General features: G+C 44.5%; 21 protein-coding genes. 10 read left to right on the forward strand and 11 right to left on the reverse strand.

All coding sequences use genetic code 11. The features are described from left to right. Nucleotides 1–19 precede the first annotated feature (19 nt). Nucleotides 20–709 (reverse strand): type 1 glutamine amidotransferase domain-containing protein, encoded by a 690-nt coding sequence (locus ACRRSW_RS05540; RefSeq protein WP_432454191.1) that lies wholly within the window; start codon nucleotides 707–709, stop codon nucleotides 20–22. Between the two features lie 167 nt (nucleotides 710–876). Between ACRRSW_RS05540 and ACRRSW_RS05545 the strand changes: the two genes are divergently transcribed. Beyond that, nucleotides 877–1776: a LysR family transcriptional regulator gene (locus tag ACRRSW_RS05545; RefSeq protein WP_432454190.1), complete on the forward strand. Its 900-nt coding sequence runs from the start codon at nucleotides 877–879 to the stop codon at nucleotides 1774–1776. Between the two features lie 66 nt (nucleotides 1777–1842). Here ACRRSW_RS05545 and ACRRSW_RS05550 read toward each other — a convergent pair whose 3' ends face one another. The 3 genes from ACRRSW_RS05550 to ACRRSW_RS05560 all read right to left on the reverse strand — a co-directional run bounded on the left by ACRRSW_RS05550 (nucleotide 1843) and on the right by ACRRSW_RS05560 (nucleotide 3515). After that, nucleotides 1843–2157: a 4Fe-4S binding protein gene (locus ACRRSW_RS05550; RefSeq protein ID WP_432458833.1), complete on the reverse strand. Its 315-nt coding sequence runs from the start codon at nucleotides 2155–2157 to the stop codon at nucleotides 1843–1845. A 60-nt stretch (nucleotides 2158–2217) separates the two neighbouring features. After that, nucleotides 2218–2985, reverse strand: coding sequence for a DODA-type extradiol aromatic ring-opening family dioxygenase (locus tag ACRRSW_RS05555; protein ID WP_432458834.1), 768 nt, complete (start codon nucleotides 2983–2985; stop codon nucleotides 2218–2220). 137 nt (nucleotides 2986–3122) lie between these two features. Continuing rightward, nucleotides 3123–3515, reverse strand: a complete 393-nt coding sequence (locus ACRRSW_RS05560) for a DoxX family protein (protein WP_432454187.1) — start codon at nucleotides 3513–3515, stop codon at nucleotides 3123–3125. A 139-nt stretch (nucleotides 3516–3654) separates the two neighbouring features. Between ACRRSW_RS05560 and ACRRSW_RS05565 the strand changes: the two genes are divergently transcribed. Beyond that, nucleotides 3655–4548, forward strand: coding sequence for a LysR family transcriptional regulator (locus ACRRSW_RS05565; RefSeq protein ID WP_432458835.1), 894 nt, complete (start codon nucleotides 3655–3657; stop codon nucleotides 4546–4548). A gap of 139 nt (nucleotides 4549–4687) precedes the next feature. On the opposite strand, the gene ACRRSW_RS05570 is transcribed toward ACRRSW_RS05565, so the two are convergent. Further along, complete coding sequence (locus tag ACRRSW_RS05570; RefSeq protein WP_432458836.1) at nucleotides 4688–5116, reverse strand: GNAT family N-acetyltransferase; 429 nt, start codon at nucleotides 5114–5116, stop codon at nucleotides 4688–4690. Between the two features lie 55 nt (nucleotides 5117–5171). Then, the gene (locus tag ACRRSW_RS05575; RefSeq protein ID WP_432458837.1) at nucleotides 5172–5633 is read right to left on the reverse strand and encodes an acyltransferase; all 462 of its coding nucleotides are present in this window, start codon (nucleotides 5631–5633) and stop codon (nucleotides 5172–5174) included. 251 nt (nucleotides 5634–5884) lie between these two features. Here ACRRSW_RS05575 and ACRRSW_RS05580 point away from each other — a divergent pair, with 251 nt between their 5' ends. Continuing rightward, complete coding sequence (locus ACRRSW_RS05580) at nucleotides 5885–6685, forward strand: PhzF family phenazine biosynthesis protein (protein ID WP_432458838.1); 801 nt, start codon at nucleotides 5885–5887, stop codon at nucleotides 6683–6685. A 25-nt stretch (nucleotides 6686–6710) separates the two neighbouring features. Here ACRRSW_RS05580 and ACRRSW_RS05585 read toward each other — a convergent pair whose 3' ends face one another. Continuing rightward, a complete protein-coding gene (locus ACRRSW_RS05585) occupies nucleotides 6711–8633 on the reverse strand; it encodes an alkaline phosphatase D family protein (RefSeq protein ID WP_432458839.1) in 1923 nt (640 codons plus the stop codon). A gap of 144 nt (nucleotides 8634–8777) precedes the next feature. Then, entirely contained in the window at nucleotides 8778–9812 is a 1035-nt protein-coding gene (locus tag ACRRSW_RS05590) for a DUF2157 domain-containing protein (RefSeq protein ID WP_432458840.1), read from the reverse strand. A 185-nt stretch (nucleotides 9813–9997) separates the two neighbouring features. On the opposite strand from ACRRSW_RS05590, the gene ACRRSW_RS05595 reads away from it, so the two are divergent. After that, the gene (locus ACRRSW_RS05595) at nucleotides 9998–10207 is read left to right on the forward strand and encodes a hypothetical protein (RefSeq protein ID WP_432458841.1); all 210 of its coding nucleotides are present in this window, start codon (nucleotides 9998–10000) and stop codon (nucleotides 10205–10207) included. Between the two features lie 80 nt (nucleotides 10208–10287). Continuing rightward, nucleotides 10288–10755: a hypothetical protein gene (locus tag ACRRSW_RS05600; RefSeq protein WP_432458842.1), complete on the forward strand. Its 468-nt coding sequence runs from the start codon at nucleotides 10288–10290 to the stop codon at nucleotides 10753–10755. On the opposite strand, the gene ACRRSW_RS05605 is transcribed toward ACRRSW_RS05600, so the two are convergent. Then, the gene (locus ACRRSW_RS05605; RefSeq protein ID WP_432458843.1) at nucleotides 10741–11676 is read right to left on the reverse strand and encodes a pyridoxal-phosphate dependent enzyme; all 936 of its coding nucleotides are present in this window, start codon (nucleotides 11674–11676) and stop codon (nucleotides 10741–10743) included. The two genes, ACRRSW_RS05600 and ACRRSW_RS05605, sit on opposite strands and share 15 nt — an antisense overlap. 1167 nt (nucleotides 11677–12843) lie before the next feature. Between ACRRSW_RS05605 and ACRRSW_RS05610 the strand changes: the two genes are divergently transcribed. Continuing rightward, on the forward strand, nucleotides 12844–13329 hold the full coding sequence (locus tag ACRRSW_RS05610) for a methyltransferase family protein (RefSeq protein WP_432458844.1): 486 nt from the start codon (nucleotides 12844–12846) through the stop codon (nucleotides 13327–13329). Nucleotides 13330–13525: 196 nt separating this feature from the next. Then, a complete protein-coding gene (locus ACRRSW_RS05615) occupies nucleotides 13526–16189 on the forward strand; it encodes a family 14 glycosylhydrolase (protein WP_432458845.1) in 2664 nt (887 codons plus the stop codon). Between the two features lie 16 nt (nucleotides 16190–16205). Here ACRRSW_RS05615 and ACRRSW_RS05620 read toward each other — a convergent pair whose 3' ends face one another. Both ACRRSW_RS05620 and ACRRSW_RS05625 read right to left on the reverse strand, forming a co-directional pair. Continuing rightward, nucleotides 16206–16706, reverse strand: a complete 501-nt coding sequence (locus ACRRSW_RS05620; RefSeq protein WP_432458846.1) for a GNAT family N-acetyltransferase — start codon at nucleotides 16704–16706, stop codon at nucleotides 16206–16208. 662 nt (nucleotides 16707–17368) lie between these two features. Continuing rightward, nucleotides 17369–17656 (reverse strand): DUF6471 domain-containing protein, encoded by a 288-nt coding sequence (locus ACRRSW_RS05625; protein ID WP_432458847.1) that lies wholly within the window; start codon nucleotides 17654–17656, stop codon nucleotides 17369–17371. A 114-nt stretch (nucleotides 17657–17770) separates the two neighbouring features. On the opposite strand from ACRRSW_RS05625, the gene ACRRSW_RS05630 reads away from it, so the two are divergent. Genes ACRRSW_RS05630 through ACRRSW_RS05640 form a run of 3 tightly spaced genes read left to right on the forward strand, consistent with a single transcriptional unit; the run spans nucleotide 17771 to nucleotide 19911 of the window. Beyond that, a complete protein-coding gene (locus tag ACRRSW_RS05630) occupies nucleotides 17771–18175 on the forward strand; it encodes a DUF2170 family protein (RefSeq protein WP_432454174.1) in 405 nt (134 codons plus the stop codon). Continuing rightward, nucleotides 18172–18867: a PspA/IM30 family protein gene (locus ACRRSW_RS05635; protein WP_432454173.1), complete on the forward strand. Its 696-nt coding sequence runs from the start codon at nucleotides 18172–18174 to the stop codon at nucleotides 18865–18867. The genes ACRRSW_RS05630 and ACRRSW_RS05635 overlap by 4 nt, the downstream gene beginning before the upstream one ends. Further along, complete coding sequence (locus ACRRSW_RS05640; protein WP_432458848.1) at nucleotides 18868–19911, forward strand: ion channel; 1044 nt, start codon at nucleotides 18868–18870, stop codon at nucleotides 19909–19911.

Consider the following 19911-nt stretch of genomic DNA (forward strand, 5'->3'; position numbering starts at 1 on the left):
GTATCAACAGGTCTTAAACTTAAGCGAGTTGTTGTAAGAGTTTCTCGGCGGTCATCTCAGATGAGGCTGGGTTTTGACCGGTAATCATTAAGCCATCTTGTACAGCATAGGGATTCCAGTCGGCGATACTTTGGTAGTCTGCACCGCGGGTTTTGAGTTCATCTTCTAGTAAAAACGGAACTACCTCGCTTAACTGCACTGCATCTTCTTCACTATTGCTAAAGCCAGTAACGCTTTTACCTTTGACTAATAAATCACCATTGCTTTGCTTCACGTTGAGCAGTGCAGCAGTGGCGTGACAAACGGCAGCCACAGGCTTGTGTTGTTGGATAAAGCTTTCCAATAAGCCAATTGATTGGGGGTTATCGCTTAAGTCCCAAAGTGGGCCATGACCGCCAGGATAGAAGACTGCATCGTAGTCACTGGCATTCACATCAGCAAGTTTTAGTGTATTGGCAAGATGTTTCTGAGCTGTTTCATCTTGGTCGAAGCGACGAGTGGCGTCGGTTTGAAAATCGGCTAGTTCACTGTTTGGATCGATTGGTGGTTGGCCGCCCTTAGGAGATGCAAGGCTAATCGTTGCGCCAGAATCTAAGAATACGTAATAAGGGGCTGCAAACTCTTCTACCCAAAAACCAGTTTTGTGGCCGGTGTTGCCTAGTTCATCGTGTGAGGTTAGAACCATTAAGATTTTTTTTGCGTTGCTCATATCGCGATACCTTATTGAATTTATTTGTTTAGGGCGTGGGCATCACGCCAATGACCAGCAGTGTAGTCCTCTATAAACAATGCGACAATGCAGATTAAATAGACATTATTGGTTTAATTTTTGATACAATTGTAGCCAGATAGCTAATTCACTAGGGGACTGGTCCCATGAGTATGTCTTTTGAGCAGTTAAAAAGTATGGTGGTATTTGCTCAAGTGGTTGAACAAGGCAGTTTTAGTGCTGCGGCCAAACACATCGGGATTACCCGTGCAGTAGTGAGCTATCACGTTAAAAAACTTGAGTCTAACTTAGGCGTGAGTTTGCTTAATCGCTCCACTCGCAGTTTGCATCTGACTGAGGCGGGAGAACAGTATTATCAGCGCTGCCATAATATTGCCGAGCAAGCTAAGGCTGCCAACATGCAAATGGAAAATATCAAACAGGAACCGGAAGGTTCATTGAAAATTTCTTGTCCGGTGAATGTTGGTTTACGGATTATTGTGCCTGCGCTTAATTTGTTTCGAAGCTTGTACCCCAAAATCAATATCGATTTAGTGTTGAGTGATGAGGTGGTAAATGTCATTCAAGAGGGTTTTGATTTAGCGATCCGTGGCGCTGTATTAGAAGATTCAGGCTTGCAAGCCAGCAAACTGATTACGCTGAATACTTGTTTATGTGCCTCGCCACAGTATTTAAATCAGTATGGTCGTCCTCGTTTGCCTGCGGACTTAGATGCTCATCAATGGGTGATTTATACCACGGGTTCGAATACTTTAAACCTGCGTAAAGGGCACCGCTCTTTTAGTATTCGCACCAAAGGCGGGATTAGCACCAATAACGCAGCAGCTCGTACAGCCTTCATTGAAGGGGGCCATGGCCTAGGCCGAGTACCGTTATATGATGCTCAACCTCGGATAAAACTGGGTTTGTTAGAAGTGCTTATGGAAGATTATCAGCTGGATGACATTGATGTGTACGGGGTTTATCCCAAGGGGGCCACAAGGTCTAAAAAGTTGCGTTTACTCATCGATTATTTAAAGCCTTATTTGGCCAAACAGGCTCGTTAGTCAAGTCAGTGGCATCAAGTAAGGCCATCGTGAGTCATGGCTTGTTGTATGGGCAGCGGGGCTTCGTTATCTCGCCCCTTCGCGCCTGTTAAGCGTAATTGCCTTTTCTGGGCATGCCGCAACACATAAGCCACAACCTTCACAGGCCTCAATGTTGGGCATTAAAGCTTGCTGCCAGCCATGTGCCAAGCCTTTAAGTTTTCCTAGTAAGGAAAGCTTGCTGCGTTCCGCTGCGGGTAATACATCGATGAAGAATACATTTTTTGGGCAAACGACTGCGCATTCACCTTTTCCCTCGCACTTGTTGCGATTAATCACCGGCACAATAACACCAGGCTCTTGTTTGCAAACTCTAGTCTGAGAATGTTGTTGATGACTCATAATCTGTACCTTTGTTTGTGGTCTTGTAAACGAAAACTATGTGGCATGAAAGATCTGCTGTTAACGCCATAAAAAGCCAGAAATACGTTTGCCGAATAAGAGTCCGGAATAGATTTTTTCGGCGGACTCGGTGCGTTTCATCGCAGCTCCAAAGCAGATATGCATCGGTAATAAGTGATCTTCTCTACGATGGCAATCTCGCGCCGATGGCGCAAGCTCCCAATTTAGTAATCTATTTATGGTTTCTTCGATTGGTGTTGCTACGAGTGTCTCGGTGAGCCAATCATCAAACGCCGCGCTGTGTTCGAAGCTTCCGTTACGTTCGTGGAACGACATCCCCGATCCAATGATCAATATGCCTTGCTCCCGTAAGGAGGCGATTGCTTGCCCTAAAGCGATATGTTTAGCAGGGTCTAAGGAATGTAATAAAGATAACTGTACAACTGGAATGTTGGCCTCAGGATACATCAGCATTAAGGGCACGAAAGTACCGTGATCATAACCTCGATGTTGATCCAAATTGCAGTGGATATCGTGAGCCCGTAATAAATCGGCTACGTTTTGAGCGAGGCTTGGCTCTCCCGGCGCAGGATATTGGTATTTATAACATGCCGCTGGAAAGCCACCGTAGTCATAGATCATTTGTGGCTGAAGAGCAGATGAAATGGCCGCAATATGACTCTCCCAATGAGCGCTAATCATTAAAATTGCTTTGGGTGTCGGCAGTTGTTTATGCACGCTTTTTAAAAAAGCAGTGAGATCTTGATGGCCGGGTTCATCTAAAAGTGGCATGGGGCCACCACCGTGCGGTAAATATAAAATCGGCATCAATTCCTTGTGCCCAATATGCTGATGAGTCGCGAGCATGAAAATACCTATATAGACCAGTTGTTATTTAACTTACTGTGATAGCTTGATATAGAAAGACCACCCAAATTGGTGGTCTCTTATTGAACGTTTCGATCTTATGAGGAAAGCTCAGCACTTGGTGTTGTTTTTTTAGCAAACAGCAGACTGTCTTTTTTACGAGCAAAGAAAATGATGATCGAAAAGACCAATAGCAAGGCAGCAGCGGGCAGTCCTTGAGGATCGTACTGAAAGTGGTAGTAGATAGCTCCAAGCATGATCAGAGCTAGGCCTACGGCCGCGAGTGAACTGAGTTTTTTGATGAAAATGCCAATCGCACCAGCAATTTCACATAAGCCAATGAAGTAGCCAAAAAAAACTGGGAGGCCGAGAGTGGCAAATGATTTATGCAGCATTTCAACGCCCATTAATTTACCAATGCCGCCAGCAAGAAAAGCCAAAGCCGTGAGAGCAAGGATGACCCAAAGGCCATACTGTTTAAATTTATTCATAGGTCACCTATTGAAGTTGTTGAGTTAATTTTCGTCAGTATAGGCTTAAGCTAATTAATTAAAATTGATTGTATTTCATCAAGAGTATAACTTTAGGTTATGATTTTGGGCGGCGGCTACAATAAAGGAAGATGACAGCATGACATTAGAGCAATTAAGAATGCTACAAGCCGTGATACAAGAGGGTTCATTACAGGCCGCCAGTCATCGACTGTTTAAAACGCAACCGGGGATAAGTAAAGGTTTACAGCAGTTGGAAAGCGCTTTAGGCATTAGTCTACTTGATCGCTCTGGATATAAATTGAAGTTGACTCAGCAAGGAGAGCAGATCTATCAAAAGGCATTGATGTTGCTTGAGCAGAGTGAACAACTCAATGAAATGGCGAAACATTATAAAACAGGTTATGAACCTAAGGTGGTGATTGCGGTGGATGCCATGTTTGATTTGGCAACCCTGGTGCCCATCTTTGAACAAATTCAAAATGAGTTTCCGCAAACCCAAATTATATTGAAGCAAGAATTTGTTACGGGTGGAATTGACTCGGTGGTTCAGCGAAATGCTCAGCTTGCGATTTCTGCTTCAGAAGCTGATTTTCTCAATAGTTTTAAATTGGTAACTCAGCATATTCATACCCAAAGTATCGTTAATGTTGCTGCGCCAAAGATGCTTTCTAGGTATCCGCATCTAACCGAGTCTTCTCAATTAAAAGACGAATATCAAATTATTGTTCAGGACTCCGGCAGTTTGACCAAGGATGTTGAGTTAGATGTACAGCAAGGCCAGCGAAAATGGTATGTGAATGATTTTCATAGTAAGCGCACCTTGTGTTTAAGCGGTATTGGTTGGGGGCGTTTACCATATTTAATGGTAAAAGAAGATATTCAAATGAAAAGATTAACTCCGATTGAACTGATTGATACCCCGGTGGAAATTGAAGTTAAAAGTTACGTGATGAAGCTTAAAAGCCAAGTATTGGGCCCCGTCGCAAATCGCTTATGGGACCTAATTAGTCGCTTGGAACATCGATCATGAGCGTTAAGCTTTAAGGTATTTGAATTCTGATTGATGACATGTTCTAGCTCTTTCTAGGGCTGCGCTGGAGAAAACTATTATTGGTTTACTTAGGTATTAGCCCATGGGGGAAAGCTATGATTAGTTGTTCATTGTCGTGTTATTGATAAACCTTAGGTTGCCATATTTGCATTAAGCTTTCTGGGTTTTCAATGGCTGTAAATCCGTATTGAGCATACAACTCGTGTGCATCTCTGGTTGCTAATAACATACGCCTTAAGCCTTGTAATTCAGGATGAGAAATAATCTTTTCAAGCAGCCATTTACTCAAGCCTTTTCCGCGGTGCGATTCAACGATGAATACGTCGGCTAAGTAGGCAAAAGTGGCCCTATCCGTAATTAGGCGTGCAAAGCCAACTTGTTGTCCAACTGTTTCGAATACCCCAAAACAGAGTGAATTCAAAATCGCTTTTTTGAGGGTTTCTCTAGGGATCCCATTTGCCCAATAGCTTTGAGATATAAAGTGATAAATAAACTCAAAATCTAAGTCATTTGGATCGGTACTGATCTGAAAACCTTGCACTGACATATTCTCCTGAAGCATCAAGTACTATCGATGTAAGTTGTTTATTGGCTTGCGCGGATTAGCAGCGCCGTAATAATCGAGCGGGATTACCAGCATAAATACCCGGTGTGGTAATATCTTTGGTGACGACGCTACCGGCACCAATCACCGTTTGGTCACAAATAGTTACAGCTAAAATGGTTGCATTCGAGCCAATCGTGACTTGGTCCCCAATTTGGGTTCTGCCCCAAGAATCAGGGTCTGCGTTTGGCTTACCATCTTTAAATAAATCGTTGGCAAACATGACGCCGTGTCCGATAAAACAATCTGCGCCAAGGGTGACAAATTCGCAAATAAAGCTATGAGACTGAATTTTAGTTCGAGGGCCAATCGAGGTGTTGTTTTGTATTTCTACAAAAGGGCCGATAAATACATCATTCGCGAGTGAACAACCATACACATTGGAAGGCTCAATAATGGTAACGTTCTCGCCGCATTCGACATCTACAATTTGTGCTTTTAAGAGCCGAGGATTTGCCATCTTGCCTCCAAAATATAAGACCGAACAATCGGCGAGCAATTGTCTCGAGCTGCTACTTTGCCTGATTTTGCAGTTTACCTTTGTAAGCTAGAGTTTATGAGGCTTGGCTAAATGAATCAATGCTAATGCGACTTAGTACCCATAGAGGTTGAATTGATGACATATTGGGCACTCATTTTTAGCTTGCAATTCTTTACTAGATGGGTTGTATTTATCGACTTTGGTGTTGGTTTTAGGTGCAGGGCGGTTGAATGGAATTACAGATATATCAAGTGGATTCTTTTACACAAGAACTATTTAAAGGGAATCCTGCTGGGGTATGTATCACTGATAAACCCTTGGATGAATCATTAATGTTTTCGATTGCTACGGAGATGGCTATATCGGAAACAGCTTTTCTATCGCTCAATGATATGAACTTGCGTTGGTTCACGCCCAAAGTTGAAGTGAAACTGTGTGGTCATGGTACCCTTGCTGTGGCGCATATTCTGCAGCAGAGCGGTGTCGCGGAGATAGGCCAACAGCTCGCCTTTTCCACTTTATCTGGAACTTTGTTGGCCAACATTCAGCCTCAACATATTGCCATGGACTTCCCAGAGCCTGTGCTCGAAATGTCCCCGACCGTTGAAACTCAGTTTCTTGAGTACTTAGGGATTAGGGGGGAGCAAATTTTGGGGATGGCAAGCTTTGATGACAAGCTGTTAATCGAAATTGAGAGCGAGCAACAGCTTTTAGCGCTACAGCCCAATTTTGAGGCCTTAAAACAGTTGGAGGGACGTGGCGTATTGGTTACTTGCCATGCTTCTCGCGATGATTTGGATTGTATTTCTCGTTACTTTGCGCCTTGGGTTGGAGTGAATGAGGATCCGGTGACAGGCTCTGCACATTGTGCCTTAGCGGCCTATTGGGGCGATAAATTGTCTCGTACTTATCTCAAGGCTTACCAAGCTTCACAGCGGGGCGGTTTTGTTCAACTTGAACGGCTTGGCAAGTGCCGGGTTAGTTTGATTGGTAATGCCGTGACCAGCTTAACCGCAACTCTCAAATTGTAATGATTGAATGAGATACAAGCCGTTATTACTCCCAGTGAGCGGCTTGTTCTTCTAACTCAAAGGCGATGGAACGGCCTTTGTCCACTAGCTGTGTCACTGTGCTTGGCGAGCCATCGGCATTCAAGCTCACTAAACCAATACCCGAAGCATTTAGTAAACGCTCACCTCGTGCGGCTTGTTCTGGTCGATGAGGGATAATCTTCATTCGCCGACGTTTGGTGAACCAGTTAAGTGGTGAAACAGGCGAATAGAGCCAGCGATTGGCTCTGTCTAGCCAATCGAGTAAACGGCTGGGGAATTGATTTTTAATACCGCTACTGGTGATCTGCCAAATATCTGGGCCAGCGTTTTGTCCTCGTAGTTCAATGCGATAGGCAAAGGAGTAATGTACATCTCCTGATAGGATCACAAAATGACGGGGAGTGTTGGGGTGTCGAAATAAGTTTAACAGCGCGTTTGCCGAACCGGGGTGCGCCATCCAGTTTTCGGCATCAACTAACAACGGTTTACCCAACCAAGTAAATAGTCGTTGAATCGCTTCAATTAGTTTCACCCCAAAAATGGGGGCAGGTGATACCATGATGACCGCATCGAGGCCGAGTAACTGCTGCTGTAGATCGGTTAATGCTTGCCAATCCATGAGTCCCGAAGGGGCGCTTAGCTTGCGCTCGGAACGCCAGCGGTGGGTGCGAGTATCAAGCACAATTAAGGGCGGCTGAGTCTTCCACTGGTAATGCCAGTCAGCAAAGCTGAGCAGCTGATCAATTAAGCTTAAATGGGCTTCGCAGCCGGGTTGCTGTAAGGCTGCTTGTAAGTCGTTAAGCATATTTGCAGAAAACTGTTGAGGATTGTTTCCCCAGGCCTGACAAAGTAAATAGCCACACAAGGCATTGCCGATAATTCGTTTGGAAAAAGCATGTGAATAGGCACTTTGCTCCCATGCGGCGGATAGGTTCCAATCGTCGGTTATATCGTGATCGTCAAACATCATAGCACTCGGTAAGTGAGCCAGTATACGCTGTACCTGAGTGAGGTCAGCAGCGAAGCGAGTGATCACTTCTCGTTGTTGCTGATAGTGCGCGAGTTGCTCGGGTTTGAGTGCTTCCGGGGGCGTTAAATCAATATTTTTCCATACACTGGGCGACCACACTAACAGATACATGGCTAATACTTCAGCCAGTGAAATCAAGTGATTTTGCGCGCTGTCAGAGGTGAATATGGGCTTTTTCACGCCGCCAAATAGAGCTTTAGCGACTCCACCTTGTTGTTGCTCTACAGGAAGTAACTGTTGTCGAGCCATATAATGGGCTTGTTGCCGATGTAATTGTTGGCTGTTTTGAATTTGCGCGGCAGTAAAGCTTTCCTCGGCGATGGCCAGCTGTTCGATTAGTTGGTGGATCGCGACCAACATGGGGGTGGCCACGTCGTCTGCGTAAATTTGATCTCCGCTCATCATGAGCAAGCTAGGCCATTGCGCGTGAGGGTGTTCAGCTAGGTAACGGTCGGCCATGACTAAGCCGTCGGCGCTCGCAAAATGAGGCTTGCGGCATGAACCATGGAACAAACGATTGATCTGCTGCGGGACCTTAAACCCTGGGAGTTTACGTGGTGGATATACGAGATCCGGTGCCCAATCTTGCCAACTTAAAGCTTGTGTTTGTTGCGCTAAATACAGCTTTAAATCGTAGCCAATCCAGGTCTCCAGTGGCAGGGTACGAGGCAGTTTAATGTCGAGTAAGTGGTAGTAGAGCTTCTCACCAGCAACGATACTACATAGGCTGTCGGCCAGCTGCGTTTGGGTGAGCTCAATCGCCGATTGCTGCTCAGGATAGAGCTTGAGGCTGATCGATACCGCTTGTGAAGTGGCAAACCAAATGGTCACCTGCTTGCGTTCAATACGGCGGAGTATAGGACCTGCTAAAACCAATGCTAATTCATTATCATCCATGAGAAAAGTATACTAACGATGCTGTAAATGGCCACTATTCCCCCAAAAAACATCGTATTTTGGTCATGAAATCAAACAGTAATCGCTACTATTCTCGCTAGCTTTGTTGTTGAAGATGGATTTTAAAGTCAAAGCTTGCTCATATTAGTGTTGTTTGTTCTCGAGTAATTGCTGTAGCGCTAGTGGTAAGTAACTGCGTAAGCGTTGGCTTAGATTGTGTTGTTTTTTTTGCCAAAGGATCCCCAAATAAACAAGTGCTAAACCAAGCAAACTTAAGGATATGGGGAATAACCAGCTATCTTTGAAAACGCTATAAGACAAGTGGTACAAGTAATAACAGCAGCCGAGTGAGCCAAAAATCACAAATACGCGACGCACCAAGATCACTCCACATAGCATTAAGCCGAGATTGATGAGGCAGTAAACCAATTTGGCTAACTCACTATCCGATTGTTGCATGCTTAAACCACCCCAAAAGCTTAATACGCCGAATAGATAGAGCCAAAAAGCATAGTCGGCAGAATGTCGGCTGCGAATGTCGACCCAGAAGGCAATCAAACACATCATTAAACCAAAGTACATCGACACCAAGGCTCTGAATTGGTAGTCAGGACGTTCACCAGTCAGCATCACGGCAACATCCATGCTTAGATACCAGAGGGTCACCGAAATCGGAAATAGCATGAAGGGAAAGCGATATATCCAGCTGAGTAGCAGGCCCACCGCTAAAGTGGCCAACTCCATATACAGCCATTGCCATTGCACATAACGATGGTAATCTTGATAGTGACTTTTTGAAGGCCACCACCCCATGGCTTGTTGTAAACCATAGACTGCTAGTGGGGTGAGGCAAATCACCAAGCTGGCCGTTAGCCCCGCGGGGATGAGATGACCCTGTTTTTTAAAATGTTGGCAAAGAAATATAGCCAGCACCGCATAGCTTAAACTGATGCCCACCAAGCCCCATCCGCCAAAACTTTCCCAGCCTAGATTCATAAACACGGTCATCGCGCCAATCGCGATTAGTCCACCAAAGTAATACAGCAAATGTGTGAGATTAAAGCGCGGACGACTATTTTCTTGTTGCTGTAAAAATTGAAATAGGGCTTCGGCTTGTTGAAGGCTAATAATGTTGGCTTTTGCTGCTTGGCGTAAGCTCTGCAGGGTAATATAAGGCATCGAGTCGATCCGTGATGGCGATTGGTCTGCTTGTAGTTTGCCAAGATTTCGCTTAGAAATCTCATGTTTGAGCTAACTTTGCGAAAGCTAATTGTGGATGCTTGTTTACCTTTGAGCGTGGTTCAATTTAAGGGCGCGAGCTTTGAACTACACTTGAATGACGTGAGGGAAAAATAGGACTCAGCATGAAGCGAGTACTCACATACTGGATAGGCTTTTGCTGTGGTTTATTTAGTGGCGATAGTTCAACTGACGATTTGCTGGTTGGTAAAGTCTGTCCGGTAAGCTATCAGCAGCAAGCTTTGGGGATATTGGTGTTTCTCAAGCTTGGTATCATAGTGGCCGACAGCAGGCTTCTTATGTCGCCCGTGATAATGCCACTGGCGTGGGGGTAGAGATCCATCTTTTCACCAACCGTTCAGGAGAACTCGAGCTAGAAAATCAGGCGAATTGTTCTCGTTATCGGATGTTGCAAGTGCGAACCACGAATCGGCGTTTACTCGCCGATGAACTTGGCTCTCAGGTCGATGCTCCTGCTCAGTTGTTAGAGCCTTTCTATGATACCGAGCCTCTTGAGTACGGTTATGGGGTGCATGCAACACCACAAGATCACTTCGATAAACCTTGGCAAGGCCGACCTAAACGGGCCTCAACGCTTGCGATTTACGATACCCCTTTTGTCTCCGATGCGTTGGGTAAACTCGGTCAGAATATTGAGGTTGATTTTGAAACCTGCGTGGTATGCCAACGAGACGTAGGTTATGACAGTATATTGTCCTGTGGGCGCTGGGGTTATCAGCGCGAGTTTTTAGATGAGCGTAGCGGTTGGGCGGAACCGGAGTATAAAGAGGCGACCTGCCTCAACTTTCCCAGTATTGGATTTAGGCAAACGGTAGATTTAGCTGAGCCTTTCGAGTACCAACATTGGCTAAATTGGCGTTAAGTCGGGATATTTTCGCTGGTATCTTGGCAGCATGCTTTGATTACCCAGTAAACCTCCTTGGTGGATGTACAGGGTTGGCGTTGTTTCTTCTTGTTTATCGAGAAAATCAATTAAGCACTGCCAGCCGATGGGATCGTAGAGCAAATCAAATTCAACTTGGCTTTGCTGTATCAAGGTTAGCCATAACTGGTAGAGTTGACGATACAACTTACCAAAATGGTAATTCTTTCGGCGTGGTAAAATCTGCGGATGACAGTTGCTGTCCGGGTTGAGTAGGCTAAATTGCTGGCTTAGGTAAGCCTCGTTCCCAACACAGGCACAGCTCAATACTTTGACTTTACGTTGGCGTTGGTGAAAATACTCACTCAAATATAAGGCGGTGGTGCCAGTGCCCGCTGGTAGCATAATGTTTAAATGGCTAATGTCTCGCTGAATCTGCCATTGCTCTATTTCTTGGCCGAGCAGTTGTACACCTTCTCGCGCATAGTGGCAACGGCCTCCTTCGGGGATCAATAGTTGATGATTTAATAATGTTGGCTTTATTTGTCGTTGCATAAATGCGTCTAAATTACGTTGTTGTTGTCCGGTAATTTCGCTGACATCGATAATATTCACACCGAGCGCCAGTGCCGCTTGATAATTACCACAGGGGTTTTGGCGAAGCTGTGAAGGAATATGATCGACGTAAAAATCGCATTGTAAGTCTTTGAGCTGGGCTAAGGCTGCTAATGAATATAAAGAATTTGCCTGCGCCGAACCGCTGCCCACGAGGTAAGTGATACCAGGTAGATCGTTAACTAAAAAATGGTAGAACTTGCGAGCTTTATTACCTGAAAACTGTGGATGAAGTAAATCATCACGTTTGAGATAAAAGTTATGGTCATTGAAGCGAAGTGACTGAATGGGTGAGGGATTAAACAACAGTTGGCCTTAATGAGCGCTATAAAACGATGGCTTAGTGTAACGTTTCACTGTTGGCAGCGAAATGGATTCTTGTTGCTCTCCTATAGAACTGTGGCAGATACTTTACGCGACTAGTTATTTTCAAGTTTATGTGAAATTATTGTGACGGATTGAGGTGAGTAAGAAGGATCTCAATGATGTGGTCGTGATCCGTTATTGATCAAGCTAGCTGCCCCGTATTTACGGCAAATTAATTTTTTTGTGGACGATGACAGAGTTCTAACAAATAAATGTAGAAGCCTTTGTTGAATTTTTTGGCCCTCGAGATAGTTACAGCTGGATTGGGGACAAAAAGCGATATATTCCACTGTATTTACAGCTTTTTACCAAACAGATTTTCCCACAAAAACAGTGCACAAAGCTGTGGATAAAATTCTACACGCTATAGAGAACGTGGCTTGTAGCCAATTGACTTTTTGCGTCAAGATTGTCACTTAAAATTAGTAAAAAATTCTTTTTTGATGCTTCTTTGTCAATCATCGTTGACATTTTTACGTTAGTCAAAAAAAATACCAAAATTGAATATTTATTGACGGTTATTCTCCGTGGTAAATCTTTATCTTAGGAACAAATAATTTTTAATTTACTGTTAAATTATTGATATTAAAGTTCTTTTTTAGCATGCCTTGTGCTTTGCATTATGTTTTTTATCGGCTGTTCATCGAGAGTGAAGTGCTTAGCTCCCATGTTTGATTGTTGTCACAAGATTCACTTTCGATGCCTAATTCTTATTGAAGTTTGGAGTTTCATCAATTGGTTTGATAGCAGACTATTTTCGACTTAATTGGAATTTTAGTTACCTAGTTTAGATAAATGTTAATAGCTTGAGCTTATGTGTATAAGTTTATCCAAATATGTTGATGTGACATCTAGAGCGGCCGTTTAGCAGTCGCGACTCATGATCGATATTCCTAAGGCGCAGCTGTTAGCAGACACTTACTTTGTTGCTTTTTTGTTGTAGCAGTAAGGATCATATAAGTAATACAAGATCCGAAAAGCAACTTGAATGCACCCGATAGCTTTGCGGCTAAGCATAACCACTATGATTTACTGTCGGGTATCCTAGAGTTTTAATGAGGATAAATACGATACGCTTTTTTTGCTGTAAAATTACAAAATGGATACATGTCTAAAGGGTCGATGATGAAACGTTTTCAGCTACTCATACCGCCACCAGTCTTGTTGGCTATCGCTGCTTCGCTTGCTTATGGTTTGGCGTATTTAAATACCTATTGGCTTGTTGCTCGCTTACCATACTGGCTAAATAGTTTACTGTGGCCTGTGGTGCTTTTAGCCTGCGTGGTGGGGGCAGTGAGTTTGCTTCCTTTTATGAAAAAACGGACGACGATTAATCCGCACCATCCGGAACGCAGCCGGCAGTTAATTATAGATGGATTATATCGATACAGTCGCAATCCGATGTACCTTAGCTTGTTGCTGTTATTAACTGCCTGGTGTTTTCATTTGCAGGCTTTGCTGAGTTTGCTGAGTATTTTGGTATTCGTATACTTGATTAATGAATTGCAGATCAAACCGGAGGAGGCTGTTCTCGACTCACATTTTGGTGAGCAATATCAACAATATTGCCGTAAGGTTCGCCGTTGGTTGTAGCTTTAAGGCCTTAATAAAACCGTTTGTTGTCGCTTATGCCGGGTGAATCACTTGGCAATTTGCAAGATTGGTTTACACTGATGAATATTGAAAATGTGATCTGGATCTCTTTTTTTTCAGCTGAAAAGCTTTGCAGACTTGCTGTTCAGCCGCTGACTAGGGATAACTAGCAAAGTTTTTTTAGAGTAAGCTAACAATGGCTAATCCAATTACAGCGCGCAAAGCTTGGGTAAAGGGATCTTTACCTTTGGCTGAGTATGCGGCTTCTTGTTCCGAGGTTCAGCTTCAGAACCTTTCTCCACAACTTTGCTCTTTGCGCCAAAATGGAATTGACGCTTTGGTTGTTCCTGTTCACTGGCGTTACATCGCCCCCTTTAGTGAACAACAGTTGTATCAGGCTGACTCTTGGCAAGCCTTACAGCGCCTGTCGAAACATTTGTTATCCCATGGCTTTAAACTGCAGTATCAATTGTTTTTCTCTTCGGATATCCAGCAAGATACCGAGCAGCGTCTCCCCGATTGGTTTTGGGGTTCGATGTTGGACCTGTTGCCCACGGAACTGAGTGCTGATGCAATTAAATATGTGAACCAATATGGTCGTGATAATACCCAAAGTCCCAGTTTATGGGCTGGCGAAGGTTTGCTCGAAATGTTTGCCAAGTGGATGCAATGTTTTGCTAAACATATGAGGGAATTTGCCCCCCATTGTCAGGCGATTTTGCTGGGGCTAGGACCGAATGGGGAGGCCTGTTTACCGAGGAGTGAGCGTGATGGCCAACCTGTATATCAAAGTTTTAGCCCAACGGCTTTGGCGGCACTAGCTGCAGATATGCAACAACAATATGGCGAGCAACAATCGTGGCTGAGTTTGTGGGAATTAAATGAAGCACAAGATTGGCCGTCGCAACTCAGTGATAAATTAATTCGAAGTTACCAAAGTAAAACTAACAATACTTGTTTTAGAGAATTTAATCTTTGGTACGCTTCGCGTTGGCAAGCCTATGTGGCGAAGATGCTGGGGCAAGCGGAGCTTGTCTTCAATCAAGCTTGGGCGACTTGTCAGTTGAGTTTAACGCTCCCCATGCTTGAGTTAAGCGCGAGCGATCATCCTTGGCTGAGTTGCTTAAGTGGTTTAAATCCCTCGCCTTGGCAAGAGCGACAGCAGTTAGTAGATTATCAAACGGAACAGCTAGGCCGTTGGCAGAAACAGGCCAAAGGGCGGCTGTTATTGATGGTGAGTGGCGCAGAGTCGAGTCATGCCACACGAGTCAATCAAACTTTGCTTGTGGCAATTCGTAGCCTAGCTATTCCAGCGTTGGTGCAAAATAGTCAACCGCAAGCGTTGGCCAGCCATCCGGGGTGGGATCAGCTGTACCATTCAGTATTGCATGGCAACAGCTTTGTGGGTTGGTTATTCAATGATATGTCTCAGCTTAACCAACAGGCAATTGTGAAAGGACGTTTGTCACAGCTTAACAAGTTTAAGTATCAAGAGGCCGAAACTAAGCAGCTTGGTAAAAAGCAATTTCGAGTGATGGGACCCTTGCACCTAAAAGTTGCCAATCAAAAGCAGATGCTTGAAGAAGAAAACTGGCAACAGTTTGAGGCGCAACTCCGTCAACTGCGCAGTATTGGCGTGACTGCTATTTCCACCGATATTTGGTGGGGCTTAGTTGAAGGTGATAAACCGGGTAAATTTGATTGGAGTTACTACGATCGGGTGGTTGCGCTGTTAAAACGTTTAGGTTTGCAGTGGGTGCCTATTTTGTCTTTCCACCAAGCGGGTGGGAATGTTAATGATGATTTTATGCAAGCAATCCCGCTGTGGTTATGGGGGCGTTTGTTAGAGAGTCATGATCAACTTAATTCGGTGCAAGACTTACAGTATGTGTCTGAAACCGGTGATGCTTCGATGGAATATGTATCGCTTTGGGCTGATGAATTTGTGATGCCCTATTATCAGCGATTTATGGAAGCGTTTAAGCAGAATTACATCAACAAAGCGGGTTTGATGGATGAAATCAACATCAGCTTAGGCCCCGCTGGGGAGTTACGCTATCCCAGCTATAACGCCCATGACTGGGGGAATTACCCAAATCGTGGAACCTTGCAATGTTATAGTCGCTTAGCAAAACAAGATTGGCTGGGTTACTTGAAGCAAAAATTTCATAGTATTTCGGCTTTAAATGCCAGTTTTGGTTTTACTCTGGAGCGTTTTGATGAGGCGACTATTCCTGATGCAGATTGGCTGTTTAGCCATAAGCGTTATATTCATAATGCTTGGGCGCGGGAGTTTTTAACTTGGTATCATCGTGCTTTAGTTGCTCATGGTCGTCGCATTTTTGAGACTGCCTTGGCGGTATTTGCAGACGATTCTTTTGGCCAGGTGCCTGTGGGGATTAAGATCCCAGGGATCCACTGGGTGGTGAGTGATCCCAAGTTACCTCGTGCCGCCGAAATTACAGCAGGCCTGATTGCAGTGCACCCCACCTTAAGTCGTCACAACCAGCAAGAATATTTAGGTTTGCTGAAGGCCTTGCTACCGGAAGGTAAGCAGAATCGAGCCGCGATCCATTTCACCTGTTTGGAAATGATCAACAAGGATTACGAAGGCTATTCTCGCGCTGCCGATCTGGTGGATTGGATGGCTGATGCGGCGACTGAATGTCAGGTTTCCTTGATGGGGGAAAATGCCTTGGCTGGTGAACTGTACGGTGAACAAGGCTGGAAACAAATCGCGCGCGCACTGACTCGCTCGCCTGGATACGATGGCTTAACCTTATTACGGATGCAGAATTTCTTCGATGATGAGCCGACACCAATGAATCAGTTAAAAAAGCTGATTAACCGGATTTCTTAATTTCTGTTTGATTTGTTTAAGCGCAGTTGCGGTAGTGCCACTGCGCTTTTTTGGGAACGGCAGCCTGTGCTAAAAGCTGAGATGATTTGGCCAAGCTGAGGTAGTGCTGATGTCGCGTATAAGGACCAAAGGGTGCAGTCGTTTGGTAGCCATGCTTTTGATAAAATTGTATCGCTTGATGATTAACTTTGCGGGTTGCCAAATTAATTTGTTGATACCCTCGCTCTACAGCGAGCTGTTCTAGCGCTTGTAACACGAGTGTCCCTGCACCCGCTTGATTAGAGAACAGGCGTTTAATTTCACATACGCCCGGTTGTAAATATCTAAATCCACCGCAAGCAATGGCTTGCTCCTGGTTTTTTACCAGTAAGAAGACGCCTGTGTGGTGATTAAATTCAGTTTCATCGAACTGTTCAACAGCTTGGTTACCGCTTAATTTAAGCAGCGAATCGGCAAGCGCGCTAATCAAGGTTTGACTCTCGGAACTGAAGGGATCTGCGCGGCAAATACTCAACATGGGGATAACTCACAGTGCACTCATGTCGCTAGTATTACCAACAATGATTGCAATTAGGTTAAAGCGAGGTGTTGATTGTTTTAACCGTAGATTTAGTTATACCAATCTAAGTCATTATCGGTTCATTCTCACTGGACTCCATCACCGTAAACTGCTTGATGTATCGAGTAATTAGAGCCACTAGTGACTGCTCTTCATACCTCGTTATCGGCAGATTTATGCTGCGCAATACATTGATCGTATAACGAATCAGATTGCTATTCATCCCTCAATAACGCTTATTTATATCTAATAAACTATTGCGACGAACTTAAAAATCTAGTTGGCGTTGTTCTATAAAGTGGATTTATGATCTGAGTTGAATGTTGGGTGCTACTGGCTGGCGGCCTTCATGTTTGGGCTCAGTCAGAACTCACGATGACTGCTTTTGCAACTCGCCCCACTTTGCTGACTGTGGTTAAGGTGGATAATACAGGTTCAACCTAGATTGGGCTGTGCCAATGTTAAGCCCTTCGTGACAGCGAGTGCGCTTGCTATGCTTGCCTTGTTCTATTCGTTTTTGTGTTTGCTTGTTTGGTGGTGTAGTTCATTAATAACTGGTAACGTCTGGTTTGCCAAGCGATATAATCCGCTCATGTTGCGAGGCCAGAGCGCGCCTTTGATCACTCGTCTAAACTTCTATCTTTGTGACTAATAATATCGCGGAGTGCGTGGTCGGGCATTTCGAGAATTTCCACTAAGACGATAAATAAATCGGTTGGTAGGGTGCCCGCATATACCTTACTACGCAGGTTTCCTTCCTTCATTTCTATATCGCGCTTAGCCAGCTCATCGGATAAATATTTATATTGCACGCCTTTTAACTGCATCGCTGCACGAATATAACGCTTAATACTATCTTTATAAGGCTGCAAGGCTTGTCGATTTCTAATACTCTGTTCTGGGTTCATCGCGTTTGGTAACTCATTCTATTTTTATTTATCTGCAACGAATGTTAGTAAACGTTGACACAAGAGTCAAACTTGCTATATTTGTTAGCTATAACTAACACATAAGGAAAGATTATGTCGTGGGATTCAGCATCACTTGAATTACTCGCTAAAGCACATCCAGATTGGAGTGTTGATAGCGAAGGTGGTTGTTTGTGCATTAGTAATGATGAAGGTATCGATGCCTTTGCTTACATTGGTGAGCAACAAATGCTAATTGAAGTTGTTTTGTTTAGCTGCGATTCGGTGACCGATAGTGTGAAATTGAATGATTTGATTTTACGCACGCATCACCTGTTACCCTTGTCGGCCGTTGGCATTAAACGCATCGGTGATAAAGATTACTACACCGCATTTGGTGCCTTATCAACCCAAAGCGTTGATGCTGTCGTCATTGAAGAAATAGAAACCCTCTATTCGAATGTGAGTGAGTTTATCGAATTGTATAGTGAGTTTACCCAGCAGGAGATATCAGTATGAGCTTAAAACGTATTTGGAATGCCATTCGCGGTGCGACCAATGAAAGCTTAGAGGCTGTCGCAGATAGCCAATCAATGCGGATTTTGGACCAAGAGTTACGCGATGCTAAATCGGAGCTTGAAGCCTGCGATCGCAACCTCACCACCATTATGGCGAAACGTAAGTTAGCCCAAACCAAGGTTGAAAGTCTAAGCGCAGATATCGATACTTATACCAACCATGCGGTTGCGGCGAGTGAAAAAGGTGATGAAACCTTGGCGCTTGAGTGTGCCGAGCGGGTGTCTAATTTGGAAGTGCAATTAGCCACTGAACAAGAGATCTATAATAGTTACCTGAATACCGAAACGTCGCTCAAGAGCAATATCGCTAAAGCCAAGGCCAGCGTGAAACGTTTGGGGATCCAAATTGATCAGGTGAAGGCGACCGAGTCTTTACAAAAAGCTCAAGTTGCGGGATCTTCACATCATGTGGGTGCGAATTCTAAAGTGAAAACTGCACTTGACAGTTTAGAGCGGATAAAAGAGAAACAAGCGCTGCGCAGTGCCGAGCTTTCTGCCGCTGAGGAGCTGGCCGCCGAAGATAGTGGTAGTAACTTAGACGAGCGACTCAAACAAGCGGGCATTGAACCTGGCGGTCAATCCACCGGTAGTGATAAACTCAAGCAGATATTGGCCCAAAAAAAGGCAAAATAAGTGCTGCTATATAAAGTGCGCCGATTATTTTCGGCGCTTTTTTTTCGTGCTAACGGCACCGCAATAGCCATCTCAGTGCTATTGTATGTTTTCATTTCTTATTACAGCTTAATGCTGGTAGGCGAACGCGCCTTAGTTCATAGTGAAACCTTTCTATATTGGATAGTGGTGACCGCATCGACCGTTGGCTACGGCGATTTTGGGCCCAGTACGCCACTGGGACGTTTAATTGTCAGCTTGTGGGTTATTCCAATTGGGATCAGTATCTTTGCGGTGGTGATTACCAAAGTCGGTTTTGTGATCAATGATATTTACACTAGAGGGGCACGAGGGAAACGCATGTTGAAACTCTCCAATCATACCGTGATTATTGGCTGGAATGGCGCCAGAACATTGCGCCTAGTCGAGCTACTCACTGCTGCTACCAATGATTCTACAGAGACCGTGTTGCTCTGTGTCGACAGCGATATAGAGAACCCTTTGCCCGGTAAGATTGAGTTTGTTCAGGTTGACTCTTTTTCTCATGCTGAGACCATGGCTCGTACTAATCTTGCCCAGGCGAGCAGAATTATTATTGATACTGAGCAAGACGATGTGACGCTGACCTGCGCGCTCTATTGTGCCAAGCTCAATCCGCAGTGTCACAAGACGGCCTACTTACAAGACCCTACCATTGCTGAACTATTGCTCAGCCATTGCCCTCGGGTTGAAGTGATCCCATCGGTTACTGTGGAAATGTTAGCCCGCTCGGCGATGGATCCCGGTTCGGCTCAGGTTCATCAACAGTTACTTGATACTACCCACGGAATGACCCAATATGCTGTGCACTATATGGACTCATCTTCGCTGCCATTTTCCGATGTTTTCCAGCATTTTAAAGAAAACTTACAGGCCACCATTATTGGTTTAAAAGTGGCTGGTAGTCAGCACTTACAACTGAACCCGAGTTTGGATACCACGCTTAACCAAGGAGATGCCTTGTATTATATTGCGGCGCGGCGCTTAAACTCTGATGAGTGTTTTAATTCACCGAAGATAGGATAG

This window comes from Agarivorans sp. QJM3NY_25 (assembly GCF_050870875.2).
Taxonomy (GTDB): domain Bacteria; phylum Pseudomonadota; class Gammaproteobacteria; order Enterobacterales; family Celerinatantimonadaceae; genus Agarivorans.